The 26,158-nt window shown below is 64.8% G+C and carries 26 protein-coding genes and 1 other RNA gene; 14 read left to right on the top strand and 13 right to left on the bottom strand.

The features are described 5' to 3' along the window. Positions 1–4 precede the first annotated feature (4 nt). From ssrS to AC56LG_RS06325, 7 genes are all read left to right on the top strand, one after another. Positions 5–186, top strand: a non-coding RNA gene (gene ssrS, locus AC56LG_RS06355) — 6S RNA. Between the two features lie 85 nt (positions 187–271). Next, positions 272–739, top strand: a complete 468-nt coding sequence (locus tag AC56LG_RS06350) for an EVE domain-containing protein (protein ID WP_497165821.1) — start codon at positions 272–274, stop codon at positions 737–739. A gap of 68 nt (positions 740–807) precedes the next feature. Continuing rightward, entirely contained in the window at positions 808–1,122 is a 315-nt protein-coding gene (locus AC56LG_RS06345; RefSeq protein ID WP_497165272.1) for an autorepressor SdpR family transcription factor, read from the top strand. After that, the gene (locus AC56LG_RS06340) at positions 1,119–1,517 is read left to right on the top strand and encodes a hypothetical protein (protein ID WP_497165271.1); all 399 of its coding nucleotides are present in this window, start codon (positions 1,119–1,121) and stop codon (positions 1,515–1,517) included. Before AC56LG_RS06345 ends, AC56LG_RS06340 begins: the two co-directional genes overlap by 4 nt. Positions 1,518–1,528: 11 nt before the next feature. Next, positions 1,529–1,867, top strand: a complete 339-nt coding sequence (locus AC56LG_RS06335; RefSeq protein ID WP_497165270.1) for a rhodanese-like domain-containing protein — start codon at positions 1,529–1,531, stop codon at positions 1,865–1,867. Between the two features lie 85 nt (positions 1,868–1,952). After that, on the top strand, positions 1,953–2,432 hold the full coding sequence (locus tag AC56LG_RS06330) for a GAF domain-containing protein (RefSeq protein WP_497165269.1): 480 nt from the start codon (positions 1,953–1,955) through the stop codon (positions 2,430–2,432). Positions 2,433–2,583: 151 nt separating this feature from the next. Beyond that, entirely contained in the window at positions 2,584–3,384 is an 801-nt protein-coding gene (locus tag AC56LG_RS06325) for a sulfite exporter TauE/SafE family protein (protein WP_497165268.1), read from the top strand. A gap of 160 nt (positions 3,385–3,544) precedes the next feature. Here AC56LG_RS06325 and lgt read toward each other — a convergent pair whose 3' ends face one another. Next, a complete protein-coding gene (lgt, locus tag AC56LG_RS06320) occupies positions 3,545–4,372 on the bottom strand; it encodes a prolipoprotein diacylglyceryl transferase (protein WP_497165267.1) in 828 nt (275 codons plus the stop codon). A gap of 2 nt (positions 4,373–4,374) precedes the next feature. Continuing rightward, positions 4,375–5,265: a LysR family transcriptional regulator gene (locus AC56LG_RS06315; protein ID WP_497165266.1), complete on the bottom strand. Its 891-nt coding sequence runs from the start codon at positions 5,263–5,265 to the stop codon at positions 4,375–4,377. Between the two features lie 115 nt (positions 5,266–5,380). Here AC56LG_RS06315 and ilvD point away from each other — a divergent pair, with 115 nt between their 5' ends. Continuing rightward, the gene (gene ilvD, locus AC56LG_RS06310; RefSeq protein ID WP_497165265.1) at positions 5,381–7,066 is read left to right on the top strand and encodes a dihydroxy-acid dehydratase; all 1,686 of its coding nucleotides are present in this window, start codon (positions 5,381–5,383) and stop codon (positions 7,064–7,066) included. 189 nt (positions 7,067–7,255) lie between these two features. On the opposite strand, the gene AC56LG_RS06305 is transcribed toward ilvD, so the two are convergent. Beyond that, a complete protein-coding gene (locus tag AC56LG_RS06305; protein WP_497165264.1) occupies positions 7,256–7,486 on the bottom strand; it encodes a TIGR04438 family Trp-rich protein in 231 nt (76 codons plus the stop codon). A gap of 174 nt (positions 7,487–7,660) precedes the next feature. Here AC56LG_RS06305 and AC56LG_RS06300 point away from each other — a divergent pair, with 174 nt between their 5' ends. After that, the gene (locus AC56LG_RS06300) at positions 7,661–7,969 is read left to right on the top strand and encodes a c-type cytochrome (RefSeq protein WP_497165263.1); all 309 of its coding nucleotides are present in this window, start codon (positions 7,661–7,663) and stop codon (positions 7,967–7,969) included. A 106-nt stretch (positions 7,970–8,075) separates the two neighbouring features. Here AC56LG_RS06300 and AC56LG_RS06295 read toward each other — a convergent pair whose 3' ends face one another. The 5 genes from AC56LG_RS06295 to folD all read right to left on the bottom strand — a co-directional run bounded on the left by AC56LG_RS06295 (position 8,076) and on the right by folD (position 13,457). Next, on the bottom strand, positions 8,076–9,209 hold the full coding sequence (locus AC56LG_RS06295) for a branched-chain amino acid ABC transporter substrate-binding protein (protein WP_497165262.1): 1,134 nt from the start codon (positions 9,207–9,209) through the stop codon (positions 8,076–8,078). 327 nt (positions 9,210–9,536) lie between these two features. Next, positions 9,537–9,929 carry a hypothetical protein gene (locus AC56LG_RS06290; protein ID WP_497165261.1) on the bottom strand — a complete coding sequence of 131 codons (393 nt, stop codon included), beginning with the start codon at positions 9,927–9,929 and terminating at the stop codon, positions 9,537–9,539. Next, positions 9,926–10,351, bottom strand: a complete 426-nt coding sequence (locus AC56LG_RS06285) for a DNA polymerase III subunit chi (RefSeq protein ID WP_497165260.1) — start codon at positions 10,349–10,351, stop codon at positions 9,926–9,928. Before AC56LG_RS06285 ends, AC56LG_RS06290 begins: the two co-directional genes overlap by 4 nt. Positions 10,352–10,443: 92 nt before the next feature. Beyond that, positions 10,444–12,528, bottom strand: a complete 2,085-nt coding sequence (locus AC56LG_RS06280; RefSeq protein WP_497165259.1) for a M3 family metallopeptidase — start codon at positions 12,526–12,528, stop codon at positions 10,444–10,446. Between the two features lie 20 nt (positions 12,529–12,548). Further along, positions 12,549–13,457: a bifunctional methylenetetrahydrofolate dehydrogenase/methenyltetrahydrofolate cyclohydrolase FolD gene (gene folD / locus AC56LG_RS06275; protein ID WP_497165258.1), complete on the bottom strand. Its 909-nt coding sequence runs from the start codon at positions 13,455–13,457 to the stop codon at positions 12,549–12,551. 461 nt (positions 13,458–13,918) lie between these two features. Between folD and aceE the strand changes: the two genes are divergently transcribed. From aceE to AC56LG_RS06255, 4 genes are all read left to right on the top strand, one after another. Continuing rightward, positions 13,919–16,612: a pyruvate dehydrogenase (acetyl-transferring), homodimeric type gene (gene aceE, locus AC56LG_RS06270; protein ID WP_497165257.1), complete on the top strand. Its 2,694-nt coding sequence runs from the start codon at positions 13,919–13,921 to the stop codon at positions 16,610–16,612. A 76-nt stretch (positions 16,613–16,688) separates the two neighbouring features. Further along, a complete protein-coding gene (aceF, locus tag AC56LG_RS06265) occupies positions 16,689–18,023 on the top strand; it encodes a dihydrolipoyllysine-residue acetyltransferase (RefSeq protein ID WP_497165256.1) in 1,335 nt (444 codons plus the stop codon). A gap of 12 nt (positions 18,024–18,035) precedes the next feature. Continuing rightward, positions 18,036–19,901, top strand: a complete 1,866-nt coding sequence (gene lpdA / locus AC56LG_RS06260) for a dihydrolipoyl dehydrogenase (protein WP_497165255.1) — start codon at positions 18,036–18,038, stop codon at positions 19,899–19,901. Positions 19,902–20,269: 368 nt separating this feature from the next. Next, positions 20,270–21,139 (top strand): NAD(P)-dependent oxidoreductase, encoded by an 870-nt coding sequence (locus AC56LG_RS06255; RefSeq protein ID WP_497165254.1) that lies wholly within the window; start codon positions 20,270–20,272, stop codon positions 21,137–21,139. 191 nt (positions 21,140–21,330) lie between these two features. On the opposite strand, the gene AC56LG_RS06250 is transcribed toward AC56LG_RS06255, so the two are convergent. The 4 genes from AC56LG_RS06250 to AC56LG_RS06235 all read right to left on the bottom strand — a co-directional run bounded on the left by AC56LG_RS06250 (position 21,331) and on the right by AC56LG_RS06235 (position 25,198). Next, positions 21,331–22,071, bottom strand: a complete 741-nt coding sequence (locus tag AC56LG_RS06250) for a LytR/AlgR family response regulator transcription factor (RefSeq protein ID WP_497165820.1) — start codon at positions 22,069–22,071, stop codon at positions 21,331–21,333. Positions 22,072–22,091: 20 nt separating this feature from the next. After that, the gene (locus AC56LG_RS06245; protein ID WP_497165253.1) at positions 22,092–23,213 is read right to left on the bottom strand and encodes a sensor histidine kinase; all 1,122 of its coding nucleotides are present in this window, start codon (positions 23,211–23,213) and stop codon (positions 22,092–22,094) included. Positions 23,214–23,283: 70 nt separating this feature from the next. Beyond that, positions 23,284–24,777, bottom strand: a complete 1,494-nt coding sequence (locus tag AC56LG_RS06240) for a carotenoid oxygenase family protein (RefSeq protein ID WP_497165252.1) — start codon at positions 24,775–24,777, stop codon at positions 23,284–23,286. A 7-nt stretch (positions 24,778–24,784) separates the two neighbouring features. Further along, positions 24,785–25,198 carry a DUF2141 domain-containing protein gene (locus tag AC56LG_RS06235; protein WP_497165251.1) on the bottom strand — a complete coding sequence of 138 codons (414 nt, stop codon included), beginning with the start codon at positions 25,196–25,198 and terminating at the stop codon, positions 24,785–24,787. Positions 25,199–25,408: 210 nt separating this feature from the next. Here AC56LG_RS06235 and AC56LG_RS06230 point away from each other — a divergent pair, with 210 nt between their 5' ends. Next, entirely contained in the window at positions 25,409–25,732 is a 324-nt protein-coding gene (locus tag AC56LG_RS06230; RefSeq protein WP_497165250.1) for a hypothetical protein, read from the top strand. Between the two features lie 7 nt (positions 25,733–25,739). On the opposite strand, the gene AC56LG_RS06225 is transcribed toward AC56LG_RS06230, so the two are convergent. Continuing rightward, on the bottom strand, positions 25,740–26,153 hold the full coding sequence (locus AC56LG_RS06225) for a DUF2141 domain-containing protein (RefSeq protein ID WP_497165249.1): 414 nt from the start codon (positions 26,151–26,153) through the stop codon (positions 25,740–25,742). Positions 26,154–26,158: the final 5 nt, after the last annotated feature.

Below are 26,158 nucleotides of genomic sequence, written 5' to 3'. Positions count from 1 at the left end.
GCGAGGCACCCTGCGGTGTTCGAGATTGCCATATATTCCTTGAACCATTTACATGCATAGGTTGCGGGATAGTGTTTGATGGGCGTGAGCGTCGCTAGTTCGACGAACCCGAAATTGAACTGACTGTGACCACCTTGAGCCATCAGGTTCGGGATGCCGGCAAAAAACGGCACAGGCGGGGCTATATTCCATAAAAGCGGTTGCGGGCATGTGCACGCAGCCGTTTTTTTATGCCCGTTTAGGTTTGAGATGCACAAAGGAGTTTTGCGCGATGCGCTACTGGTTGATGAAATCCGAACCCGATGAAGTCAGTTTCGACGACGTTCTCGCGGCGCCCGCGCAGACGGTCGCCTGGTTCGGCGTGCGCAACTACCAGGCGCGCAACTTCATGCGCGACGCCATGCAGATCGGCGACGGCATCCTGTTTTATCACTCCAGTTGCACCGTTCCCGGTGTCGCCGGCATCGCCGAAGTCGCGAGCGGTCCTTATCCGGACGCCAGCCAATTCGATGGCGCCGGCAGCTATTTCGACCCGAAAGCCACGCCCGGGCAACCGCGCTGGATATCGGTGGACGTGCGCGCCAGGGAAAAGGGACGTTATTTGCCGTTGGCCGCCATGCGATCGATGACGGCACTCGAAGACATGGTCTTGCTGCAAAAAGGCAGCCGCCTTTCCATTTCGCCGGTCACTAGTGCGCAGTGGAATACCATCGTCGCATTTATCCGCAATACATCCTGATCGGGTATTTTTTATCGGAACTGCAAAAGTGCTTGTGATATTTAGATGATTAGCTAATAATCGATCGCATGAGCACTGTATTCAAAGCCTTGTCCGATCCGACCCGCCGCAAAGTCCTGCAATTATTGCGGGGCGGACCCATCGGCGCGGGGGAGCTTGCCGACATGTTCGACGTCTCCAAGCCCACCATGTCGGCCCACTTCGCCGTGCTCGTCAATGCAGACCTGATCGAGGCCGACAAGCAGGGGAGGAATGTGACTTACCACCTCAAGTTGTCGGTTCTGGAAGAGGCGCTGCTCGCTTTTGCACAAACGTTTGGATTGCAGGTCACCCGGCCGCAAGACGGCCATTCCGAAGTCAAATCGCACCAGGAGAAGTCATGAACCGAGCTTTCCCGCTGGGCCGCGCGCTGTTTGCCGCGGTGTTGATTGTTGGCACGTCCGCCGCCCTGAAATGGGCCGCACCGGAATACCTGTCGCCCGAATGGGCGCAGCGCTTTACCGGCGCGCTGCTCGGTTGCATCGTCCTGTTCTACGCGAACGTGATTCCAAAGTCGCTCACCGACATCGCGCGCCTGCAGTGCTCGCCCGCGGCCGAACAGGCGGCGCGCCGCTTTGCCGGCTGGAGCCTGGTGCTGGGCGGACTCGGCTACATCCTCGCCATGCTGCTGGCGCCGCTGGCCAGCATGCACCTGGTCGGCGGCGTCGTGCTCGCCGTGGCACTGGCGGCGGCGCTGCTGCGCTGCTTCGGCATCGGCCGCACTGCGGCACGCGGCTGAGGAGAACCCACATGTTTGCCATGCTGATGGGACTGAAGTCGATTACGCCGCGCGAGTTGCAGGGGCGCCTGGGGAAAGACGGAATCGCCGTGTTCGACCTGAATGCGCGCCAGGCCTGGCTGCAGGCACGGGTGCCGGGCGCGCGCAACCTCGCGCCCGACTTCGACGCCGCCGCGCTGCCGGCCGAGCGCACCACGCCGCTGGTTTTCTATTGTTCGAACCCGCTGTGCCGCAAGGCGCCGAACGCGGCGCGGCGTGTGGAAAAGCTCGGCTATACCGATGTGCGGGTCATGTCGGCGGGAATTACGGGCTGGATGAGCGCGGGATTGGCGACCGACAGCGGCAGTTGACGTATGCAGGGAGGGGAGGGATTGGCAACACAATGCGCCGAAGATGGTAGGATTTGCGTTCCATAACCTGATTCGGAGTCAAGAGTTGGCAATTGCAATACCGCCCTGTGTCGAAGAGGTCCAGGCCATCCGTGCCGTACCCGATATCCTGCAGACCCTGGCCGACCTGACCGGGCTCGGATTCATCTGTGTTGCCCACGTCACTGCCACCGAGTGGACCGCCTGCGCCGTACTCGATCGCCTCGACTTCGGCCTGAAGCCGGGCGATCCCCTCGACGTGACGACGACGCTGTGTGAAGACGTGCGCGATACGGGCCTGGCGATCGTCATCGATTGCGTCGACGACAGCGCGCAGTACAAGGACCACCCCACGCCGCTCATGTATGGATTCCAGAGCTATTTCTCGATACCGCTGTTTCGTCCCGCGGGCGCCTATTTCGGTACGCTCTGCGGGATCGATCCGGCCCCTGCAGCATTGAGCAACAAGACCACCACGACCACCATGCGGCTGTTTGCCGAGCTGATCTCGAAGCAGCTCGACCCGCACGGGCCGGCTGTTCGCTGAGCATCGCTACGCGTCCGGTGGGAGGGCGGCGCAGCCGTTACAATCGTTCCTGCGTTCCATTTCCCACTTCAAAGCACAACATGCATCGATACCTTTTCTCCGGCCTGCACCGCCGTGGCCCGCTGACGCACACCAGTAGAGGGCCGCGCTGATGGACCCGCTCCTGATCCTGGCCCTGCTGGCGATGGGCGCCTTTGGCGGTTTTGCCGCCGGCCTGCTCGGCATCGGCGGCGGCATGATCCTGGTGCCGTTTATTACCATGATCCTGACGGCGCGCGGCGTGCCCGAGGCGTTGGTGGTGCACATGGCGATCGCCACCTCGCTGGCGACCATCATGTTCACCTCGCTGTCCTCGGTGCGCGCGCACCACAAGCATGGCGCGGTGGCCTGGCGCATCGTGGCATTGCTGGCGCCGGGTATCGTGGTCGGTTCGGTCATCGGGCCCTGGATCGGCAAGCAGATGAATACGTCGACGCTGGCCTGGTTCTTCGGCATCTTCGTCGCCTTTTCGGCCACGCAAATGCTGGTCAACAAGAAGCCGGCGGCGGCGCGCGACCTGCCCGGCAGCGGCGGCATGTTCGCTGCCGGCGGTTTGATCGGCGTGCTGGCGGGCCTGGTCGGGGCGGGCGGCGGTTTCATTTCCGTGCCCTTCATGACCTGGTGCGGCGTGCGCATCCATAATGCGGTTGCCACCAGCGCCGCGCTCGGCTTTCCGATCGCGCTGGCCGGCACGCTGGCGAATGTATTTTATGGCTGGGGCGAACCGGGCTTGCCGGACTACTCGCTCGGTTTTATTTACCTGCCCGCGCTGGCGATCATCGTGGTGGCCAGCGTCATGATGGCCCCGCTCGGCGCGCGCACCGCGCACCGGATGCCGGTGCGCCAGCTGCAGAAGGTGTTTGCGGTGATTCTCTATACGCTCGCCGCGTACATGTTCTGGAAGGCGATGTAGGGTGGCCGGCTATACCCGGCCGCGTGATGGACGCGCGGCCGTAACGCCGCCCACGCGTTACGCATGAACGGCCCGGGGCCCTGCAGGCACGATGCATGCGTTACGCGTGGGCGGCGTACGCGGCGCGTATCGATCACGCGGCGGGGTAGAGCCGACTGCCCTACGCCCGCACCGGCGATTTGCCATCCTTCGAATACGCCCAGCCCAGCATGATCAGCGCCGCCACGATCATCGGCAGCGACAACACCTGCCCCGACGTGATCGGCATGCCGGCCACCGTCGTTTCCCAATCCGGCACGCGGAAGTATTCGGTGAAGAAACGCGCGCAGCCATACAGCAGGGTGAACATCGCGCCCACCGCCAGGCGCGGGCGGGCCTTGCGTGCGAACGGCCACAGGATGATGAACACCAGGATGCCGTCGATCAGCATCTGGTACAGCGGCGACGGGTGGCGCGGGGTGTCGAGGAAGCTGACGCCGTTGGGATTGGGCCAGAGCATGGCCCACGGCAGGCTCGGGTCCGCCAGGCGGCCCGGCAGTTCGTGGTTGATGAAATTGCCGAGGCGGCCGGCGGCGTAGCCGAGCGGGACCATCGGAGCGATGAAGTCGTACACGTCGAGCAGGTTGCGCTTGGCTTTCCTCGCCCACAGCGCCATCGCGACCAGCACGCCAATAAAACCGCCGTGGAAAGACATGCCGCCCTGCCAGACCTTGAAGATGTCGAGCGGATTGGCCAGGAAGTGCGCCGGCTGGTAGAACAGCACTTCGCCCAGGCGGCCGCCGATCACCACGCCCAGCATGCCGTAGAACAGCATGTCGTCCAGGTCTTCGGCCTTCCAGCCCTGCGCGGCGATGTGCGGCTGGCGGATGCGCACGCGCCCGAGCAGCAGGAACAGGCCGAACGCGACCACGTACATCAGGCCATACCAGTGGATGTCCACCGGGCCGATCGAAAAGGCGACGGGGTCCGGATTCGGGTGTACCAGCATAATTATGTTTTCCTCAGTAATTCCAAAAAGCCCCGCAGTACCGGCGAGGCATCGTCGCGGCGCCAGGCCAGGCCGAGCTCGACCAGGGGCGTGGGGCCGGCAAGCGCCCGGTATTCTACGCCGGGGCGCATCAGGTTCGACACGGATTGTGGCACAAGTGCCAAGCCCATGCCCGCGGAGACGAGGCTGACGATGGTCTGCATCTGGATCGCTTCCTGGCCGATCTCGGGCGACAGGCCCGCTTCGTGGAAGCAGGTGAGGATGGCGTCGTGCAGGGCGGGCGCGCTCTTGCGCGGGAAAATGATCAGCGGTAGCCCGCGCAGCGTTTTCAGGTCCACGGCGCCGGCGCCGGCGGGCAGGGTGCCGGCGGGCGCGCACAGCACCAGCGGCTCTTCCAGCACGTTCATGTAGTCGAGCCGAACTTGCGCCTTGTCGGACAGCGGCGGAATCACCAGGCCGGCGTCGATGCGTTCGTGCAGCAAGTCGTCGATTTGCACGTCGGTCGTCGCTTCCTGCAATACCAGCTGGACCTTCGGATAGGCGGCGCTATAGTCGCGCAGCATCGGCGGCAGCACGCTGTAGTCGGCCGGGGTGACGAAGGAAAGCGCCAGGCGACCGGACTCGCCGGCGGCGGCGCGGCGCGCCAGTTCGCCCAGGCCGGCGGCGCTGTCGAGCAGGCGCCGCGCCTCGGGCAGCAGGGCGGCGCCGGCGCCGGTCAAGGCCACTTGCCGGCGGTTGCGCAGGAACAGCGGCGCGCCCAAGGTGTCCTCGAGCGCGGCGATCGCCTGCGACAGCGGCGGCTGGGTCATGTGCAGGCGTGCGGCGGCGCGGCCGAAGTGCAGCTCTTCGGCGACGGTGACGAAATAGCGCAACTGACGGAGTTCCAGATTCATTCGATATGCATTTCCATGGGTTGAGATTGTACTGATACATTTTACATATCAAACTTGTATTTGACGCTCCCAAGCGGGCGAGGCATCCTCGCAGGACTGTCTAGGGGAGTCCATCATGTCTGAACAGCCGCGCTACAACCGCCGCTCGCGCAACGTCACCGAAGGCGTCGCCCGCAGCCCGAACCGCTCGATGTATTACGCGATGGGCTACCGGCAGGAAGATTTCGACAAGCCGATGATCGGCATCGCCAACGCCCATTCGACCATCACGCCCTGCAACTCCGGCCTGCAAAAGCTGGCCGACATCGCGGTGGCGACCGTCAAGGAAAGCGGCGCCAATCCGCAAGTGTTCGGCACCCCGACCATCTCGGACGGCATGTCGATGGGCACCGAAGGCATGAAGTTCTCGCTGATCTCACGCGAGGTGATCGCCGACTGCATCGAAACCTGCGTGAATGGCCAGTGGATGGACGGCGTGGTCGTGATCGGCGGCTGCGACAAGAACATGCCGGGCGGGATGATCGCGCTGGCGCGTGCCAACGTGCCGGGCATCTACGTGTACGGCGGCACGATCAAGCCGGGCCACTGGAAAGGCAAGGATCTGACCATCGTCTCGAGCTTCGAGGCGGTGGGCGAATTCACCGCCGGGCGCATGAGCCAGGAGGATTTCGACGGCATCGAAAGGAATGCCTGCCCCTCGTCCGGTTCCTGCGGCGGCATGTACACGGCCAATACGATGTCCTCGTCGTTCGAGGCGCTCGGCATGTCGCTGCTGTATTCGTCGACCATGGCCAACCCGGACGCCGAAAAAGTCGACTCGTGCGCCGCGTCGGCACGGGTGCTGGTGGAAGCCGTGAAGCGCGATTTAAAACCGCGCGACATCATCACGCGCGCAGCGATCGAAAACGCGGTGTCGCTGATCATGGCGACGGGAGGTTCGACCAACGCCGTGCTGCACTATCTCGCGATTGCCCACGCGGCCGAGGTCGAATGGACGCTGGACGACTTCGAGCGCATCCGGCGCCAGGTGCCGGTGATCTGCAACCTGAAACCCTCGGGCGAATACGTCGCCACCGACCTGCACCGCGCGGGCGGCGTGCCGCAGGTAATGAAACTGCTGCTCGACGCCGGCCTGCTGCACGGCGACTGCATCACGATTACCGGGCGCACGCTGGCCGAGGAACTGGCCGATGTGCCATCCACGCCCGCGGCCGGGCAGGACGTGATCCGCAGCCTCGACCGCGCGCTGTACGCCCAGGGCCACCTGGCGGTGCTGAAAGGGAACCTGTCGCCGGAAGGCTGCGTCGCCAAGATCACCGGCCTGAAAAACCCGGCGATCACCGGTCCGGCGCGCGTGTTCGACGACGAGTATTCGGCGATGGAGGCGATCATGGCCAAGCGCATCAACCCCGGCGACGTGCTGGTGCTGCGCTATCTCGGCCCGAAAGGCGGCCCGGGCATGCCGGAAATGCTGGCGCCGACCGGCGCGCTGATCGGCCAGGGCCTGGGCGAATCGGTTGGCTTGATCACCGACGGGCGCTTTTCCGGCGGCACCTGGGGCATGGTGGTCGGCCACGTGGCGCCGGAAGCCTTCGAGGGCGGCACCATCGCGCTGGTAGAGGAGGGCGATTCGGTGACGATCGATGCCAACGCCTTGCTGATCCAGCTGAACGTGGACGATGCGGAAATCGCCCGCCGCCGTGCAGCCTGGGTGCGGCCCGCGCCGCGCTATACGCGCGGGGTGCTGGCCAAGTTCGCGGCGCTGGCGTCGAGTGCGAGCAAGGGGGCGGTGACTGGTTGATTTTGTAGGGTGGGCACTGGTGCCCACGCGGTACGGCGGTTGAATCATCGATACGTATGATCTCGCATAATGCGCCTATCACCCATTATCGTTTGTTGCGGCGGTATCGACATGCATGCGTGATACCGCGTGGGCACAAGTGCGGTTCGCCGCCCGGCCCACCCTACAATACCCGGGCGAGAGCAGGCGCTACCGTTTATTATGCTTGTCGAACGAATTTTTCACACGCGCCTTGCGGCGCTTGTCGTCCTCGTCATGCGCTTTTTTCTTGTCCCAGCCGAGCAGCTTTTCCACGTACTCGAACCAGACAAAGGCGAACACCATCAGCGCGACGATCCACCAGTAGGACAGCGCGGCGAACTTCCAGACTTCAAAAAAGCGCAATAGCAGCAGCGCGACAATCAACAGGATCAAGGGCATGGGGTTCTCCGGGATAGCGGCCATCTTACAAACAAATTAGTGCTCTGTGGAAAAATATGGCGCAGGCGTGGAAACCGTGCAACCTCAAATCGTAAGGGAGGTTACAGAGTGTGTCGACGAGCGGCTACTGTCCGGAAACGAGGTAGAATGCGGGCATTACTTATGGAGACTCAGATGAAACGTTCTTTGGTGTTGTGCGGTCTGTTGTCGGTGCTGGCATCGTCGAGCGCGTTCGCGCAAGCGGACCTGGCGAAAGCCAAGAATTGCATGGCCTGCCACGCAGTAGGTACCAAGCTCGTCGGTCCTGCCTACAAGGACGTCGCCGCCAAGTACGCCGGCCAGAAAGGTGCGGAAGACAAGCTGGTGGCCAAGGTCCTGAAGGGCGGTTCGGGCGCCTGGGGTCCGGTGCCGATGCCGGCCAATCCACAGGTGAGCGAAGCGGAAGCGCGCAGCCTGGTGAAATGGGTGCTGGCGACCAAGTAATCGCCTGACACAAAGCTGCCCTGCAGGCAGCCGACATAAAAAATGCGCGCCGCTGTGAAGGGCGCGCTTTTTGTTTGTGCCGGGCAGGCAGCCCGGCGAACCGCATTTAACGGATCACGTCCATCTTGCTGCGCTTGCCGCCCTTGAAGGTATACAGCGTCAGGGCGCCATTGTTGATGTCGCCCGAGGCATCGAAGGCGATGGTGCCGGTCACGCCCTTGTAGTTGATTTTCTTGAGTTCCGGCAGGTATTTCGCGGGCTCGACCGAATTGGCCTTTTGCATGGCCGCCGCCATCACCATCACCGCGTCGTACACGTAGGGCGCGTACAGCTGCACGTCGCGGCCGGTCTTCTGCTTGAAGCGGGCGCGGAAATCTTCCATTGTCTTTTCCTGCTCGGTGCCTGTCACGCCACCGGCCTCGGCGCAGATGACTTTACCTTCGCCGACGGCGTCGCCTGCCAGGCGGCCCAGCGACTCGGTGCAGATGCCGTCGCCGCCCATGAAGCGCGCGTCGATGCCGAGCGCCTTCATTTGTTTCAGCATCGGCCCACCGACCGAATCCATGCCGCCGAAGAAGACCAGGTCCGGTTTCTTGGCGCGGATCGAGGTCAGGATGGCGGTGTAGTCGGTCGCCGTGGCGCTGGTGAATTCCTTGCCGACGATGCGCACGCCTGGCCCCTTGGCACCCTTGACGAATTCGGTGGCGACGCCCTGGCCGTAGGTGGTGCGGTCGTCAATGACGGCGATGTTTTTCACCTTGAGCGTATCGACCGCGTACTTGCCCAGCGTGCCGCCGAGCTTGGCGTCATTGGCGACGACGCGGAACGCACCCGGGAAGCGCTGCCTGGTGTACTGGGTGGCGGTGGTGGCCGGCGAAATCTGCGGGATGCCGGCATCGTTGTAGATTTTCGACGCCGGCACGCTGGTACCCGAGTTCAGGTGGCCGATCACGCCCTTGACCTTGGCGTCGACCAGCTTTTGCGCCACCGCCGTGCCTTGCTTCGGATCGGAAGCGTCGTCCTCGGCCACCAGTTGCAGCGTGACCTTCTGGCCGTTGATGGTGAATCCTTTTGCGTTGAGCTCATCGACCGCCATGCGGGCGGCGTTCTCGTTGTCCTTGCCCAGGTGCGAGTTGGGGCCGGAGACCGGGCCGACGTGGCCGATCTTGACGACCTGCTGGGCGCTGGCGTTGGCGGCCAACAGCATCGCAATGGCAAGGGGAATGAGCTTCGTGGTCATACGTTCTCCAAAGTGGGGGATAACGAGCACCTGCAGTTAAAGCAGAGCAAAGGTACAACAATTTGGAAGGCGTGAAAAGTGGTATTGCGAGGGGTGGTCATGCGTGGTGCGTGCGAAGGAATCGGTGCACGATTTGAGGGCCAAGACGAAGGGCGCGCACCGGTTTGGGTGTGTAGGGTGGGCATGCCCACCGTCCGCTATGTGCACAATCGAAACGCACGAGATGTTGCACACAATTGCGTCCGTTACGGAGGAGTATTCGCAGCCAACGCAAAATAGATACGCCCGCACCGCGTGGGCGCAGGGTCCTGCGCGGCCCGGCCTGCCCTACTTGTGGCCGAACTGAATGGAGGCGACTTGCTGCGCCACGACCTGCTCGACCACCTGGCGCAGGCCGATGTGGATCTGGTCACCGGCCGAAGCCAGCGCGTTGCGCACGACGGCGTCGATCTGCGGCTGCAGCTGCGCCAGTACGCGCTCGGCGATGCGGTGCTCGAGTTCGTCCCAGTCGGGTGCAGGGATTGGCAGCGGTTGCAGCGTGGCCTCGGTCTCGACCGGCGCCGGTGCAAGGGCTTCTTCGGCCTGCATCGGTTCCGGTTCCGCCGCCAGCGCATCCTCCGCCTCGGCTTGCCCGGCCGGTGCAGGCGCTACCAGCCCCGGCTCCAGCACGACTTCAGTCAACACGGGAATGCTGCTATCGAAGGCGGGGTTCTGGCTCATGATTGTCCTGCGACGAAGTGGGTCAGCGGATAGGACTGCTTCTTGTAGGCGACATAGCGCTGGCGCCCGGCGGCGGCGTCCTGCTCGTCGATGGAAATGATCTCGAACACGCGTGCGAACTGGGCGAATGTGCTCGGAGTGCGGCGCGTGAGGTTGACCAGCATGTCGTGGTGGGGCAGCTCGGCTTCCTCGCTGTCGGTGACGATGATCGGGGTTTCAGGCGCGAGCGGGTCGCCGGCCATCACGTGCGGCAGGAAATCGGTGTTCGAGAGCGTCCACAGCGCTTCGTTCAACGCTGCGGCCTGGGCCGCGTCTTCGGCCAGCAGGACGATTTTTGCCTTCGCCGAATAGGCCTTGCGCGCCAGGCGGCAGGCGTAGGCGAGCTTGTCGGGAATATTGGTGTGAAAGTCGATCCGTGTCATGGATCAGATTGTAATCCGCCGCGAGGGGCGACGGTTGGTTTGCGTCGCTGTACGCCGGCGAACTTATCGCCGGCGTACAGGTCACCAATTACTTAAGCGCTCATCCCGCTATGGCGCAGCAGCGCGTCGATCGACGGCTCCCGTCCACGGAAGGCCGTAAACGATTCCAGCGCCGGACGCGAACCGCCGACAGCCAGCACCTCGCGCTGGAAGCGGCGACCGGTCTCGGCCAGCAATTCGCCACCGCCGGCCTCCAGGGCTTCCTCGAAGGCGGCATAGGCGTCCGCCGACAGCACCTCGGCCCACTTGTAGCTGTAGTAGCCGGCCGCGTAACCGCCGGCGAAGATGTGGCCGAATGAATGCTGGAAACGGTTGAACGCCGGCGGGATCATGATCGAGAACTTGCGGCGCACGCTGTCGATCAGTTCCTGCACCGTTTGCTGGCTGGACGGGTCGAAATCGTAGTGCAGGTGCATGTCGATCAGCGAGAACTCGACCTGGCGCAGCGTCTGCATGCCCGACTGGAAGTTTTTCGCGGCCAGCATCTTGTCGTACAGCGCGCGCGGCAATGGTTCGCCCGTTTTCACATGGGCAGTCATGCCTTGCAACACGTCCCATTCCCAGCAGAAGTTTTCCATGAACTGCGACGGCAGCTCGACCGCATCCCACTCGACGCCCGAGATGCCCGACACCGACAACTCTTCGACTTCGGTCAGCATGTGGTGCAGGCCGTGGCCGAACTCGTGGAACAGGGTCGTCACTTCATCGTGCGTCAGCAGCGATGGCTGCAGCTTGCCGTCCCTGGTGGCCGGCGGCGTGAAGTTGCAGGTGAGGTAGGCGACCGGCGTCTGCACGATGCCGCCCGTCGCCAGGCGGCGTCCGCGCGCATCGTCCATCCACGCGCCCTGGCCCTTGCCGGCGCGCGCGTACAGGTCGAAATAGAACTGGCCGACCAGCTCGCCGTCGCGTTCGATGCGGTAGAAGCGCACGTCCGGATGCCAGACCGGGGCGGTGTCCGGTTTGATCTGTACCGAGAACAGCGTCTGCACGACCTTGAAGAGGCCTTCGATCACCTTCGGCTCGGGGAAATAATTTTTTACTTCCTGGGCCGAGAAGGCGTAGCGCTGCTCGCGCAGTTTTTCCGAGGCGTAGGCGACGTCCCAGGCCTGCAAGTCCTCGATGCCGAGTTCGTCCTTGGCAAAGGCGCGCAGTTCGGCCAGGTCTTTCTCGGCGAACGGACGCGCGCGGACCGCCAGGTCTTCCAGGAAGCCGATCACGTGCTCCGGGCTCTCGGCCATCTTCGGCACCAGCGAGACTTCGGCGAAGTTGCGGTAGCCGAGCAGCTGCGCTTCTTCATGGCGCAGCTTCAGCAGCTGGGCGATGTTCTGCGTGTTGTCCCATTTTTCCGCTTCGCTGAAGACGGTGGCCATGTCCGATGCCTTGGTGGCGCTGGCGCGATAAATCGTCTCGCGCAGCTGGCGGTTGTCGGCGAACTGCAGGATCGGGAAGTAGGACGGGAAGTGCAGCGAGAACTGGTAGCCGGTCTTGCCGGCGGCTTCGGCGGCGGCGCGGGCCGCGTCCCTGGCGTCGTCGGGGATGCCGGCCAGTTCGGCTTCGTCTTCGACCAGGAGCTTGTAGTCGTTGGTGGCGTCGAGCACGTTTTCGGAAAAGCGCGTCGAGATCGCCGCGTGCTGTTCCTGGATGGCGCCGAAGCGTTCCTTCTTGTCGGCCGGCAGTTCGGCGCCGCCCAGGCGGAAGTCGCGCAGGGCGTTCTCGACGATGCGCTTGCGGGCCGGGCTCAGGCTGTCGTAGTCGGCGCCGGCGCGGATCGCCTTGTATTTGTCGAACAGCGCTTCGTTCTGGCCGAGCGAGGTCCAGAACTCGGTCACTTTCGGCTGGTTCTCGTTGTAGACGGCGCGCAGTTCCGGGGTGTCGGCCACATGGTTGATGTGGTTGACGATGCCCCAGGCGCGGCCGAGGCGCTCGGTGGCTTCCTCGAGCGGCACGACGAAGTTGTCCCAGGTGACCTTGTCACTCGGTGCCTCGAGCTGGGCCACCACGGCGGCGGCTTCCTCGATCAGCTGCGCGATGGCCGGCGTGACGTGTTCCGGACGGAACGCATCGAAACGCGGCAGGCCCGAGAAATCGAGGAGGGGATTGCTGGCGTTCGTTTCCATTCTATGTGTCCTTCCAAAGTTCATGCGGTGCCAGGACGCGGGTCCATGCCCGCAGGCTGGTCCAATTGCTCCTGGCGCTTGCCGAGCACGCGTTCCGCGGACTCGACCGTATTCATCAACAGCATCGTGATCGTCATCGGCCCCACGCCACCCGGCACCGGGGTGATGTGCGAGGCGACTTCCTTGACGCCGGCAAAATCGACGTCGCCGCACAGTTTGCCGGCATCGTCGCGGTTCATGCCAACGTCGATCACGATCGCGCCCGGTTTCACCATGTCGGCGGTGAGCGTGTTGCGGCGGCCGACGGCGGCCACGACTACGTCGGCCTGGCGCGTGTACAGGCCAAGATCCGGCGTCGCGCTATGGCATATGGTTACGGTAGCGTTGGCTTGCAAGAGCAACAGCGCCATCGGTTTGCCGACCGTGTTCGAGCGGCCGATGACCACGGCGTGCTTGCCGCGCAGGTCATAGCCGGTGGACTCGATCAGCTTCATGCAGCCGTAGGGCGTGCAGGGGCGGAAACCGGGCAGGTTGGCGACCAGTTCGCCGGCCGACAGCACCGAATAGCCGTCGACGTCCTTGGCGGTGGCGATTGCCTCGATCACCTTGCTCGGATTGATATGGCGCGGCAGCGGCATCTGCACCAGGATGCCGTGAATGGCCGGGTCGTTGTTGAGGGCGTCGATACGGGCGAGCAGGGCGGCTTCGGTCAGGTCGGCATCGTATTTTTCCAGTACCGAATGAAAGCCGACGTCGCCGCAGGCCTTGACCTTGTTGCGCACGTAGACCTGGCTGGCCGGATCTTCGCCGACCAGGATCACGGCCAGGCCGGGCTGCTGGCCGGCGGCGGCCAGTTTCGCGGCGCGCCCGGCGATCTCGGCACGCAGTTGTTGGGAAAGTTGGACTCCGTCGATCAGTTGCGCTGGCATGGTGGGGCTCATCACTGGACAAAAATGAAATTATACGGCGCTTGCGCGCGAAGGCGCGGTATCGCGCGCCGCGCGGCGTGGTTCGTTGTCATATTTATAGGGGTACTATGGATGGGGCGTTGGGTAAATATTTGGCTATTCATGATGCATACCGGTAGGGTGGGCACTTGTGCCCACGCGGATGCGGCTGGCGCATGTCGATACGTTTTTGCGACCGCCGGACGCAGCAGGCCGGCGCATGAATATCGACATGCAGCCGTTTGACCGCGTGGGCTCAAGAGCCCACCCTACGCACCCCGCCATTCATTCAATTTCATATTATGAAACGATATATCGTAATTTGAAAAAGAGATGGGGCACTGGTAGAATCTGGTCGATTAATTCAGGTTAGATGTTCATCAATCCGCCGGCGGGCGATCAGGGAGATCGACGTGGGCCACCAAAACCAAGGAGACGCACCAATGTCAGCTCAACTCGATCAGTTGACGGCCCAGGCCGCCAACGACCCAGATACGCTCGAAACCAAGGAATGGCTCGACGCGCTTGAAGCGGTCATCGAAAACGAAGGTACCGAACGCGCGCACTACCTGATGGAGCGCCTGGTCGACCTGGCGCGCCGCCGTGGCGCCCACGTCCCGTTCTCCAGCAACACCGCCTACGTCAACACCATCCCCGCGCACCTGAACGTCAACAGCCCCGGCAACCTCGAATACGAAGAGCGCCTGCGCTCGTGGATGCGCTGGAACGCGATGGCGATGGTGGTGAAAGCCAACCGCGCCGACGGCGACCTCGGCGGTCACATTTCGTCGTTCGCTTCGCTGGCCAACATGCTCGGCATCGGCTTCAACCACTTCTGGCACGCCCCGACCGACACCCATGGCGGCGACCTGCTGTACATCCAGGGCCACTCGTCGCCCGGTATCTACGCGCGCGCCTTCCTGGAAGGCCGCATCAGCGAAGAGCAGCTGCTGAACTTCCGCCGCGAAGTCGACGGCAAGGGCCTGTCTTCGTATCCGCACCCGAAACTGATGCCGGACTTCTGGCAGTTCCCGACCGTCTCGATGGGTCTCGGACCGCTGATGGCGATCTACCAGGCGCGCTTCCTGAAGTACCTGCACGCCCGCGGCATCGCCGACACCGAAGCCCGTAAAGTCTGGGTCTTCTGCGGCGACGGCGAGATGGACGAGCCGGAATCGATGGGCGCGATCGGCATGGCCGCACGCGAACGCCTCGACAACCTGGTGATGGTCGTCAACTGCAACCTGCAGCGCCTGGACGGTCCGGTGCGCGGCAACGGCAAGATCATCCAGGAACTGGAAGCGGACTTCCGCGGCGCCGGCTGGAACGTCGTGAAAGTCATCTGGGGGCCGGGCTGGGACAACCTGCTGGCCAAGGACAAGGACGGCATCCTGCAGCGCGTGATGATGGAAACCGTCGACGGCGAATACCAGAACTACAAGGCCAAGGATGGCGCCTACGTGCGCAAGCACTTCTTCGGCAAGCATCCGGAGCTGCTGAAGATGGTCGCCAACATGAGCGACGACGACATCTGGCGCCTGACCCGCGGCGGTCACGACCCTCATAAAATCTACGCCGCCTTCAAGAACGCGCAAGAAAACAAGGGCACCCCGACCGTCCTGCTGGTGAAAACCGTCAAGGGCTTCGGCATGGGCAAGTCGGGCGAGGCGCGCAACACCGCGCACCAGACCAAGAAGCTCGACGACGAGGCGATCCGCGAAATGCGCGACCGTTTCAACATCCCGATCCCCGACGACAAGCTGGCCGAGATCCCGTTCTTCAAGCCGTCCGACGATTCGCCTGAAATGAAGTACCTGCATGAGCGCCGCGCGGCCCTCGGCGGCTACCTGCCGCAGCGCCGCCAGAAGGCCGACGAAGCCCTGGTCGTGCCGCCGCTGGAAACCTTCAAGGCCGTGCTGGAACCGACCGCGCCGGGCCGCGAAATCTCGACCACGCAAGCCTACGTGCGTACCCTGACCGCGCTGCTGAAAGACGCGAGCCTGGGCCAGCGCATCGTGCCGATCCTGGTCGACGAATCGCGTACCTTCGGCATGGAAGGCCTGTTCCGCCAGATCGGTATCTTCAACCAGCAGGGCCAGTTGTACGAGCCGGTCGATAAAGACCAGGTCATGTACTACCGCGAAGACAAGGCCGGCCAGATCCTGCAAGAGGGGATCAACGAAGCGGGCGGCATGAGCTCGTGGATCGCCGCGGCGACCTCGTACTCGTCGAACAACCGCACGATGATCCCGTTCTACACGTTCTACTCGATGTTCGGCATGCAGCGCGTGGGCGACCTGGTCTGGCTGGCGGGCGACATCCGCGCCCGCGGCTTCCTGATGGGCGGCACCGCCGGCCGCACGACGCTCAACGGCGAAGGCCTGCAGCACGAAGACGGCCATAGCCACATCATCGCCGCGACCGTGCCGAACTGCCTGCCGTACGACCCGACCTTCGGTCACGAAGTGGCGGTGATCATCCGTGACGGCCTGCGCCGCATGGTGGAAGAACAGGAAGACGTGTTCTACTACATCACCATCATGAACGAGAACTACGAGCAGCCGGGCCTCACCGCCGGCACCGAAGAAGGCATCCTGAAGGGCATGTACCTGCTCAAGAAGGGTGGCGAGACGGAGAACCGCGTCCAGCTGATCGGCTGCGGCACCATCCTGCGCGAATCGATCTTCGCCGCCGAACTGCTGCTGTCCGACTGGAACGTGGCGGCCGACGTCTGGTCCGCACCGTCGCTGACGCTGCTGGCGCGCGACGGCCAGGATTGCGACCGTTGGAACATGGTCAACCCGGATGCCGAGCAGCGCGTGCCGTACGTGACTTCGCTGATGCAGGACACGACCGGCCCGATCGTCGCGACCACCGACTACATGCGCATGTTCGCCGAACAGATCCGCGCCTACATGCCGAAGGATCGCACCTATAAAGTGCTCGGTACCGATGGTTTCGGCCGCTCGGACAGCCGCGTGAAACTGCGCGAGTTCTTCGAAGTGAACCGTTACTACATCACGGTCGCCGCCCTGCGCGCGCTGGCCGACGAAGGCAAGATCGACAAGGCGATTGTCGGCCAGGCGATCGCCAAGTACGGCATCGATGCGAACAAGCCGAATCCTGTGACCCAGTAAATGCTCATGATCCGCGCCTGCCTTGATGGTGGGCGCGCATCAGTGCAGCCATATCAAAAATAACGGAGCTAACACTATGAGCATTGTGGAAGTCAAAGTCCCGGACATCGGCGACTTCAAGGAAGTCGAAGTCATCGAACTGATGGTCAAGCCAGGCGACACGATCAAGGTCGACCAGTCGCTCGTCACCGTCGAATCGGACAAGGCGAGCATGGAAATCCCGTCCAGCCACGCCGGCGTCGTCAAGGAAATCAAGGTGAAAGTCGGCGACAAGGTTGCCGAAGGGTCGCTCGTGCTGATGCTGGAAGAAGCCGAGGGTGGCGCTGCTGCGCCTGCGCCGGCTGCTGAAGCTGCACCGGCACCTGCACCTGCTGCCGCACCGGCTCCAGCCCCTGCGCCTGCTGCTGCCCCTGCGCCGGCACCGGCTGCTGCACCGGCACCCGCCGCAGCACCGGCACCCGCCGCCGCGCCAGCCGGCGATGCCTCCAAAGCCCACGCCTCGCCATCGATCCGCAAGTTCGCACGCGAACTCGGCGTCGACCTGTCGCGCGTGCCGGGCACCGGTCCGAAGAACCGCATCACGCAAATCGACGTGCAGAACTTCGTCAAGGGCGTGATGGCTGCACCTGCAGCCGCGTCAACGAAAGCCGGCGGCTCCGGCGTCGGCCTCGACCTGCTGCCATGGCCATCGCTCGACTTCTCGAAGTTCGGCCCGACCGAACTGCTGCCGCTGTCGCGCATCAAGAAGATCAGCGGTCCGAACCTGCACCGCAACTGGGTCATGATCCCGCACGTCACGACCTTCGACGAAGCCGACGTCACCGACCTGGAACAGTTCCGCGTCGATTCGAACGCGGCATTGGCCAAGCAGAAATCGGCTGTGAAGCTGACCATGCTGGCCTTCGTGATCAAGGCATCGGTCGCCGCACTGAAGAAATTCCCGCAATTTAACGCCTCGCTCAGCGAGGACGGTGCCAACCTGATCCTGAAGCAGTACTACAACATCGGCTTCGCGGCCGACACCCCGAACGGCCTGGTGGTTCCGGTGGTGAAGGATGCCGACAAGAAGACGGTGTCGCAGATCGCCACCGAAATGGGCGAGCTCTCCGCACAGGCGCGTGAGGGCAAATTGAGCCCGGCGAACATGCAGGGCGCGACCTTCACCATTTCGTCGCTGGGCGGCATTGGCGGCACCGCCTTTACGCCGATCATCAATGCGCCGGAACTGGCGATCCTCGGCCTGTCGAAGTCGGCCATGAAGCCGATGTGGGATGGTTCGACCTTCCAACCGCGCCTGATGCTGCCGCTGTCGCTGTCCTACGACCACCGCGTGATCGATGGCGCCGGTGCCGCCCGCTTCGCCGCCTACCTGGCCGAAGTGCTGGCCGACCTGCGCAAGACCCTTCTGTAAGGAGCGCCGAGAATGAGCACTGTTGAAGTAAAAGTCCCGAACATCGGCGATTTCAAGGACGTCGAGATCATCGAACTGATGGTCAAGCCCGGCGACACGATCAAGGTCGACCAGTCGCTGGTCACCGTGGAATCGGACAAGGCCTCGATGGAGATTCCATCGACGCACGCCGGCGTGGTGCAGGAATTGAAAGTGAAGGTTGGCGACAAGGTGAACGAAGGTTCGCTGCTGCTGATGCTCGACGAAAGCGGTGCGGGTGCTGCGGCTCCCGCTCCGGCCGCTGCTGCCCCTGCGGCTGCCGAGTCGTCGAAGCCTGCCGCCCAGATCGGCGCGCAGGCGGTGGCGCCGACGGCTGCCGCCGGCCCGACCGATTCCTACGCACCGGCCCATAAAGCCGATGCGGCCACGCCTGGCGCCGTGCCTGCGCCTGCCGCATCGAGCTACAGCGGCCAGGTCGACGTCGAATGCGAAATGATGGTGCTGGGCGCCGGTCCGGGCGGCTATTCGGCCGCCTTCCGTTCGGCCGACCTCGGCATGAACACGGTGCTGGTCGAGAAGTACGCCACCCTGGGCGGCGTCTGCCTGAACGTCGGCTGCATCCCGTCGAAGGCGCTGCTGCACGTGGCGCACATCATCGACGAGACCGCGCACATGGCCGACCTCGGCGTGAGCTTCGCCAAGCCGGACGTCGACATCGACAAGCTGCGCGCCTACAAGGACGGCGTCATCAAGAAGATGACGGGCGGCCTGGCCGGCATGTCCAAGGCGCGCAAGGTGACGGTGGTGCAGGGCGTGGGCCAGTTCCTCAGCCCGAACCACATCGAAGTCACCGGTCCGGACGGCGCCAAGAAGGTGGTGAAGTTCGCGAAAGCGATCATCGCCGCCGGCTCCTCGGTCGTCAAACTGCCCTTCGTGCCGGAAGACCCGCGCATCGTCGATTCGACCGGCGCGCTGGAATTGCGCCAGGTACCGAAGAAGATGCTGGTCATCGGCGGCGGCATCATTGGCCTCGAAATGGCGACCGTGTACAGCACGCTGGGCGCACGTATCGACGTCGTCGAAATGATGGATGGCCTGATGCAGGGCGCGGACCGCGATGCCGTGAAAGTCTGGCAGAAGTACAACGAAGCGCGCTTCGACAAGATCATGTTGAAGACCAGGACTGTCGGCGTGGAAGCGCTGCCGGAAGGGATCAAGGTCACGTTCGAGTCGGCCGAAGCCGGCGTCGCCGCGCCCGAACCGCAGCTGTACGACATGGTGCTGGTGGCCGTCGGCCGCAGCCCGAACGGCAAGAAGATCGCCGCCGACAAGGCCGGCGTGGCAGTGACCGACCGCGGCTTCATCGGCGTGGACGGCCAGATGCGCACCAACGTGCCGCACATCTTCGCCATCGGCGACCTGGTCGGCCAGCCGATGCTGGCGCACAAGGCGGTGCACGAAGCGCACGTCGCGGCGGAAGCGGCGCACGGCGAGAAGGCATACTTTGACGCGAAAGTCATTCCATCGGTGGCCTACACCGATCCGGAAGTGGCATGGGCCGGCATCACCGAGGACGAAGCCAAGCAGAAGGGCGTCAAGGTCGAGAAGGGCCAATTCCCGTGGGCCGCCTCGGGCCGCGCCGTCGCCAACGGCCGCGACGAAGGCTTCACCAAGCTGCTGTTCGACGCCGAGACCGGCCGCATCATCGGCGGCGCCATCGTCGGCACGAATGCCGGTGACATGATCGGCGAGATCGCTCTCGCGATCGAGATGGGCGCCGACGGCGTCGACATCGGCAAGACGATCCACCCGCACCCGACCCTGGGCGAATCGATCGGCATGGCCGCCGAAGTCTACAAGGGCGTCTGCACCGATTTGCCGCCACCGCGCAAGCGCTGAGCATTGGCGTAGCCGCAGCAAACGAAACGGGACCGCGAGGTCCCGTTTTTTTGACCGTTCGCGCAATGATCCATTCCCCCGGAGGGGCGTAAGGTGGGCGGCTCCACCCATCTGCACGCATCACCGGGACGTCGGCGCCGCCCACGCGTTCAACGCTCCTGTGAGCAATCGTGCCGTTCCAGGCAGACGTTGAACGCGTGGGCGGCGCCTGCGTCATGGGCACGCAAGCGTCCAGGTGTAGCCGCCCACCTTACGGGTCTATCGGATGTTTTTGCGCGCGGGGCCCAAGTACTTTTGCGCCGCGTTTTCTTAAATGTTGATTCAATAAGCCCATTCGCCGCATCGCGGCACCGATTTGGAGGCAAGGCATGAACATCGGATTTATCGGACTGGGCGCCATGGGGCGCGGGATGGCGGCGAACTTGCTGCGTTCTGGTCACCCGCTACGCGTCTGGAACCGCAGCGAGGGACCCGTACAGGAACTGGTCGCGCAAGGCGCGCAGGCAGCGGCCAGCGCGGCCGACGCGGCGCAGGTGGACGTGCTGTTCACGATGCTGGCCGACGATGCCGCCACGCGCGCGGTGCTCGACGCCGGCGCCCTCGATGCCCTGGCGCCGGGCAGCATCCACGTCAACATGGCGACGGTGTCGGTTGCGTTTGCGCGCGAGATGACGCAGCTGCACGCAGCGCGCGGCGTTGGCTACATCGCCGCGCCGGTGCTGGGCCGGGTCGACGTGGCCGCTGCGGGCAAGCTGAACATCGTGGCCGCCGGCGCCGACGACCTGATTGCACGCGTGCAACCGCTGTTCGACCTGATGGGACAAAAAACGTGGCGCTTCGGCAGTGCATCGGAACAGGCGAACGCGGTCAAGCTCGGCGCCAACCTGACGCTGGCCTGCGCCATCGAGGCGATGGGCGAAGCGGCGGCGCTGGTGGGCGCGCACGGCCTCGAAGCCGGCGGCTTCCTCGATTTGCTGAGCAATACCCTGTTCGCCGGCTCACCCGTCTACAAAGGCTATGGCGGCATGATCGCGCAGGAGCGCTACAGCCCGGCCGGATTCAAGCTGTCGCTGGGACTGAAGGACGTCGGCCTGGCCAACGACGCCGCCGCGGAGCAGGGCGTACGGCTGCGCTTCGGCGCCGTGCTGCGCGAGACCCTGCAGGAAGCGGTACAGCGTGGCGAGGGCGATCTTGACCTGGCGGCGCTGGCGCTGAGCTCCAAACCTGCATCGGCCTGATTTTCGTAGGGTGGGCTCGGCCAACGCTGTCGTGTCTATACAGGCCGCACCGGTGTTGGAGACGCTATGGCATGCATGCGTACGACCGCGTGGGCGGAGCCCACCCTACAACTGCGCTCCGTGCCCATGCGCGCTGCAGCGGTGCTAGAGATGGTAAGGCATGCACCCGTACGACCGGCGTAACGACCGGTTCACATCTGCCTGAACAGGTCGACGTAATTCCGGCTCACCACCAACTCCTCGCTGCGCCCCTTCAGCTTCACGTGCAGCCGCCCTCTGAAATCGGTACGCGTACCGGCCACGTGGCGCGCGGCGACGATCACGCTGCGGTGGATCTGCCAGAACTGCTGCGGGTCGAGCTGCTCCTTGAGTTTGGAGAGCGGGGTGCGGATCAGACTCTCGCTATCGGCCAGGTAGATACTGGTGTACTTGTCGTTGCTCTGGAAATACACTACCTCGTCGATAGCGATCAGGCGTGTCTCGTGGCCCTGGGCGGCGCGGATCCATTGCAGCGGGGTTGGTGCAGAAGCGGCCGGCGCAACCCCGAGCTGGCGCAGCAGGGCCTGCAGCGCCTCGGGCGCCACCGCCGGTACGGCAGCCGGCGCCTGCAGCGTCGCGCGCAGGCGTTCCACCGTGCGCGCCAGGCGTTCCGGCTTGACCGGCTTGAGCAGGTAGTCGAAGGCGGCGTGCTCGAAGGCGGCGAGCGCATATTCCTCGTGCGCGGTGGTGAACACGATGCGCGGCGGACTGTCGCCCGCGCACAGGCGCGCCGCCAAGTCGAGGCCATTCAGGCCCGGCATGCGGATGTCGAGGAAGACGACGTCGGGCGCCAGCGCATCGATCAGTTCCAGCGCCTGCATGCCGTTGGCGGCGCGCGTGATGCGCAAGCCGGGCCAGGCCTGGGCCAGTTGCGCTGCGAGGTAATCGAGCAGGTGGGGTTCGTCGTCGGCGATCAGGGCGTGGTCGATGGTGGCACCGTCAGGGGAAGCAGCAGGCGCGCAACGACGCCGCAGGGTTGGTTGTCGAAGAGTTGCAGTTGCGCCTGCGGCCCGTGCAACTGGCGCACGCGCTCGCGCAGGTTGTGCAGGCCGACGCCGCCGCCGGGACGGGATCGAGGCGGCGCCATGCCGAGGCCCAGGCCGCTGTCGGCGACCTCGATGCACAGGTTCGGGCCATCGACGCGTGCGCGCACCACGATCTCGCCGCCCTCGAGCTTTGGTTCGATCCCGTGCATGACCGCGTTCTCGACCAGCGGCTGCAGCAGCATGGGCGCGATCGGCAGCAGGCGGCAGGCGACGTCGGCCTCGATGCGGTAGCGCAGGCGTTCGCCCATGCGTACGCCGAGTACGTCGAGGTAGGCGCCGGCCTGGTCGAGTTCTCCGCCCAGCGTTGCCGACTCGGCGCGGCTGGCGGCCAGGCTGGCGCGCAGGTAGTCGATGAAGCGCTCGAGCATGTGGCGCGCCTGCGCCGGGCGGGTATCGATCAGGCCGAGCACGTTGGCCAGGGTGTTGTACAGGAAGTGCGGTTCGATCTGGGCCTGCAGGGCGCGCAGGCGGGCTTCGGCCAGCAGGCGGCCGGCGGCGGCGATCTGCTCCTGCTGGCGTGCGGCGGCGGTCGCGCGCGCCACGCGGCGCTCGACCAGCAGCAGCATGCCGCGGATCGTGATGGTCGAGAACAGCGCATACACGGCGATGGTACCGAGCATGCCGGAGCCGAGCACCTGCAAGGGGCTGGCCCAGCGCAGCAGCACCTGGGCCAGCATCACGCCGCAGAACGCGCCGATGCCGATCACCAGCAACTGGCCCTTGCGTGCGCTGCCTACGCTGCCTACGCTGCCTTCGTCGCGCGCCTTGACGAGCGGCCCCAGGCGCCACAGCAGTGCCAGTCCGGCATGGATCAGGAAACCGACCAGGTTGGCCGCCACCAGCATCGACCCGAGGTTGCGCAACAAGGGCGCGGGGCGCTGCAACAACAACTGCTCGCCGGCCGTCAGCAGCAGCGCGACCAGGCAGTTAAAAAGCAGCGTGTAGCCGACGTCGCGCCAGGGCGAGCGCCGCAGCCGCAGGAAAGGCATGACCGCTTCCAGCGGATGCGGGCGGTGCTGTTCATGCCGTGACGAGGTAGAGGTCATCTGTGCGAGCAGTTCAAGTTGGCAGGAAGTTACCATGAAAACAGTGAGGTGTGCGATAAGGCAACTTCGCCAGGGCGAGGGGCCCGGCGCTGATGCGGGCCGCGTCGAACACGGTCAATACGCCGACGCCGGCACGCGTGTCCTGCGCCACGCCGACCAGGTAACCGTCGGTTTCGCTGCGTGCACCCCGGCGCGGGACCAGCACGTGTTCCTCGACCTGCCAGCCGGCGCCGAAGCGGTAGCTGTCGGCCTTGCCGCTGTCGGTATCGACCAGGTTGACGGTGTCGAGCACGAGTTCAGAATTGGCGCGGTCGCTGCCGAGCAGGGCCAGGCGACGGTGGCGCGCGCCGACGACCTGCGGCATCACGCGCGGGAACTCGGCTGGGCCGAACAGGCGGCTGGTAGCGGCCTGGCCACGCGCATAGTCGAGGCAGACGTGGACGACTTCGCTGCGGCCCGAATCGTTCGGCTGGCGCTGGCCGGCCATGAGTTGCCCGAGTCCGGCCAGGGCGTCGCCCCGGTGCAGCACCACGTCGAAGCGGGTGCAGGCGCCGTCTTCCCAGGCATTCCCGAGGTGAAATACCATGCGCGGCGGCAGTTCGAAGACCTGGCGCACGGCCAGCGTATCCTTGGCCACCACGACCACCCGCATCGGACGCGCCTGCGCGCCGCCGCCGGCCCAGACGTGGCGCGCGGCCAGGCTCAGCGTCCGGTCCGGGCTGAAATCGTAGGGCGGCACCAGGAAGATCAGGTGCTTGGCGCTGACCACGAAGTCGTGGACGAAATTGAGCTGGGGCACCTGCACGAGGGCGCTGCGCAGCAGGGCGCCGTTGGCGCCGATCCGGTACAGGGCAAGGCGGTCGGCGCCGGGCAGGATGCCGAAATTCCACAGGCCGCCGTCCGGATCGGCTTTCGGGTGCGCCGAGAAGGGCATGCCCTTGAGGTCGTCGCGCCAGGTCTTGATGCCGAGCGTCGCCAGCGAATCGGGGTCCATCTCGGTGGCGGAACCGCCTTCCCACAGCGCATACAGGCGCCCGTTGAAAGGCAGCAGGTTGGTGTTGGCGGCATTGACGGCATCGTTGCTGCGCGCTCCGCGCCGCGTCACCATGGTGCCGAACGAGGGCAGCAGGAACTGGCCGGCACGCGATTCTTCCGTAAAACGCTCGGTCTCGACGAAGCGGCCGCGGTGCGTAATGGCGCCGTCGGCGATCGTCCAGCGCTGGGCAAAGCCGTCGCCGTCGAACCAGTGGTGATGGCGTTCGCCGCCGAGCTCGAAGCGGCCCGGGCCATTGCGGAAGAAATGGCCGCGCAGGTCGGCCGGCAGGCGGCCCTGCACGACGGCGTTGCCGGATTGCTCGCCCGCCAGGTCGGCATAGACCGCGAGCGAATTGTCGCGCTCGAGCGCTGCGTGGAAACGGCGGTAGGTGTCGGCATCGGCGCGGGCGGCGCCGGACAGGGCGAGGGCGCCCAGGCCGGCAGTGGCGGAGAGAAAGTGGCGGCGGTCCATGATGGCCTCAGCGCAGGGACACGGTAACGGCCGCGCCCGCTTGCGGCACGGCGAATTTGGCGTTGGCGAACGACGGCGGTCCCATGTTGCCGCGTGCGTTGTTACTGAAGGCAAAGTCCTCGACAGGCATGCCCATCGGGTTGCTGTCCATCTTGCCGTTGCCGTTGGCATCGTGGTAGAGCGCGATGCCGTACTCGCCGGCAGGAACGTCGCCGATCACCACGGTGGTGCTGCCGGCAGTGGCCGGGGCTGCGGTTGCCTTGATGCTGCGTTTCAGGAAGCCGTCGGCCGAATCGTAGAGGGCGACCATGACCTGGCCTGCGCCGGTCGTGACGCCGTCGACGCGGATCGTCAGGTCGCCGGCCTGGGCGGCGCTGCCAGTCAGCAGGAGAAAGGCAAGGGCAAGTCGAATCGGTTTCATGTGCGGCTCCATGCGGTTGGGAAAGTGGAGCCACTGTAGCGGCGCAAAAAGGCGCCCGCCGCGGCATGCGACGAAGTGCAGCCGGGCTGCGCGAAATGCAGCGGGGCGGCGTGAAATGCGTGTGTCGGGACTGCAGCCGCGCTATGATCAACGTGCGGGGCGGCGAGCCGAAGCAACGCCGAACGCACATGCGTGTCACAGGAGACTGACATGGAAGAGCACGGTACTGAATACGTCGGGACGCTGTTCGTCCTGCCTGCATCGCGGGCTTTCGAGCTGCATACGACGCTGCACGGCTTGCCGGTCACGCTGACCGGGACAATCGCGCAGCACCTGACGGCGCAATTCGCGGGGAACGATACCGTCGGCGGGCATATCGATGCGCGCCAGCTGAGCGCGCAGCCGCGGCGCGTCGAGATTCTTACCCGCGATCACCACGAGCGCCACCACGCCTCGCGCAAGGTGCATTTTTTGATGCGGGTGTTCGATGCCGGGGTGCAGGCGGCGCCGCAGGAAACGACCGCCAGCGTTTGACGCGGGTTTAGCGCAGGCGTACCGCCGCCGTCGCCGGCGCGTCGCCAATCTCGATCGCCGCGTCCTCGAAGCCCGGCGGGCCGAACTTGCTGCGCGCGTCGCGGCTGAAGCCGTAGGGCTCCTTGGGGATGCCGAGCAGGTTGGTGTCGAGCTTGCCGTTGGTGTTCTCGTCCTGGTAGGCGACGACCGCCCAGGTGCCCGGCGGCACGTCCTTGACCGTGACCAGCGTTTCGCCGGCCTGGGCCGGGGCCGAGGCGCTGTAGGCGCATTGCTTGAGGAAGCGTTCCTTGTCGCAGACGGCGACGTTGACTTTGCCCTTGGCCGTGACGCCGGCGACGCGGACCTCGACGTTAGCGGCCGCGGCGCCGGCGGCCCACAGCAGCAGGATGCTGGACAGGGTGATGCGCAATAACTGATTCATTGGAT

This window comes from Telluria sp. ZB2R32 (genome assembly GCF_059685715.1).
The sequence above is the reverse complement of the archived record's forward strand: the minus strand, read 5'-3'. Positions and strand labels throughout refer to the sequence as shown.

Coding starts and splice junctions, on each gene's coding strand:
- AC56LG_RS06350 (WP_497165821.1), top strand. CDS start 272: ATGCGCTACTGGTTGATGAAATCCGAACCCGATGAAGTCAGTTTCGAC.
- AC56LG_RS06345 (WP_497165272.1), top strand. CDS start 808: ATGAGCACTGTATTCAAAGCCTTGTCCGATCCGACCCGCCGCAAAGTC.
- AC56LG_RS06340 (WP_497165271.1), top strand. CDS start 1,119: ATGAACCGAGCTTTCCCGCTGGGCCGCGCGCTGTTTGCCGCGGTGTTG.
- AC56LG_RS06335 (WP_497165270.1), top strand. CDS start 1,529: ATGTTTGCCATGCTGATGGGACTGAAGTCGATTACGCCGCGCGAGTTG.
- AC56LG_RS06325 (WP_497165268.1), top strand. CDS start 2,584: ATGGACCCGCTCCTGATCCTGGCCCTGCTGGCGATGGGCGCCTTTGGC.
- lgt (WP_497165267.1), bottom strand. CDS start 4,372: ATGCTGGTACACCCGAATCCGGACCCCGTCGCCTTTTCGATCGGCCCG.
- AC56LG_RS06315 (WP_497165266.1), bottom strand. CDS start 5,265: ATGAATCTGGAACTCCGTCAGTTGCGCTATTTCGTCACCGTCGCCGAA.
- ilvD (WP_497165265.1), top strand. CDS start 5,381: ATGTCTGAACAGCCGCGCTACAACCGCCGCTCGCGCAACGTCACCGAA.
- AC56LG_RS06305 (WP_497165264.1), bottom strand. CDS start 7,486: ATGCCCTTGATCCTGTTGATTGTCGCGCTGCTGCTATTGCGCTTTTTT.
- AC56LG_RS06300 (WP_497165263.1), top strand. CDS start 7,661: ATGAAACGTTCTTTGGTGTTGTGCGGTCTGTTGTCGGTGCTGGCATCG.
- AC56LG_RS06295 (WP_497165262.1), bottom strand. CDS start 9,209: ATGACCACGAAGCTCATTCCCCTTGCCATTGCGATGCTGTTGGCCGCC.
- AC56LG_RS06290 (WP_497165261.1), bottom strand. CDS start 9,929: ATGAGCCAGAACCCCGCCTTCGATAGCAGCATTCCCGTGTTGACTGAA.
- AC56LG_RS06285 (WP_497165260.1), bottom strand. CDS start 10,351: ATGACACGGATCGACTTTCACACCAATATTCCCGACAAGCTCGCCTAC.
- AC56LG_RS06280 (WP_497165259.1), bottom strand. CDS start 12,528: ATGGAAACGAACGCCAGCAATCCCCTCCTCGATTTCTCGGGCCTGCCG.
- folD (WP_497165258.1), bottom strand. CDS start 13,457: ATGCCAGCGCAACTGATCGACGGAGTCCAACTTTCCCAACAACTGCGT.
- aceE (WP_497165257.1), top strand. CDS start 13,919: ATGTCAGCTCAACTCGATCAGTTGACGGCCCAGGCCGCCAACGACCCA.
- aceF (WP_497165256.1), top strand. CDS start 16,689: ATGAGCATTGTGGAAGTCAAAGTCCCGGACATCGGCGACTTCAAGGAA.
- lpdA (WP_497165255.1), top strand. CDS start 18,036: ATGAGCACTGTTGAAGTAAAAGTCCCGAACATCGGCGATTTCAAGGAC.
- AC56LG_RS06255 (WP_497165254.1), top strand. CDS start 20,270: ATGAACATCGGATTTATCGGACTGGGCGCCATGGGGCGCGGGATGGCG.
- AC56LG_RS06245 (WP_497165253.1), bottom strand. CDS start 23,213: ATGCCTTTCCTGCGGCTGCGGCGCTCGCCCTGGCGCGACGTCGGCTAC.
- AC56LG_RS06240 (WP_497165252.1), bottom strand. CDS start 24,777: ATGGACCGCCGCCACTTTCTCTCCGCCACTGCCGGCCTGGGCGCCCTC.
- AC56LG_RS06235 (WP_497165251.1), bottom strand. CDS start 25,198: ATGAAACCGATTCGACTTGCCCTTGCCTTTCTCCTGCTGACTGGCAGC.
- AC56LG_RS06230 (WP_497165250.1), top strand. CDS start 25,409: ATGGAAGAGCACGGTACTGAATACGTCGGGACGCTGTTCGTCCTGCCT.
- AC56LG_RS06225 (WP_497165249.1), bottom strand. CDS start 26,153: ATGAATCAGTTATTGCGCATCACCCTGTCCAGCATCCTGCTGCTGTGG.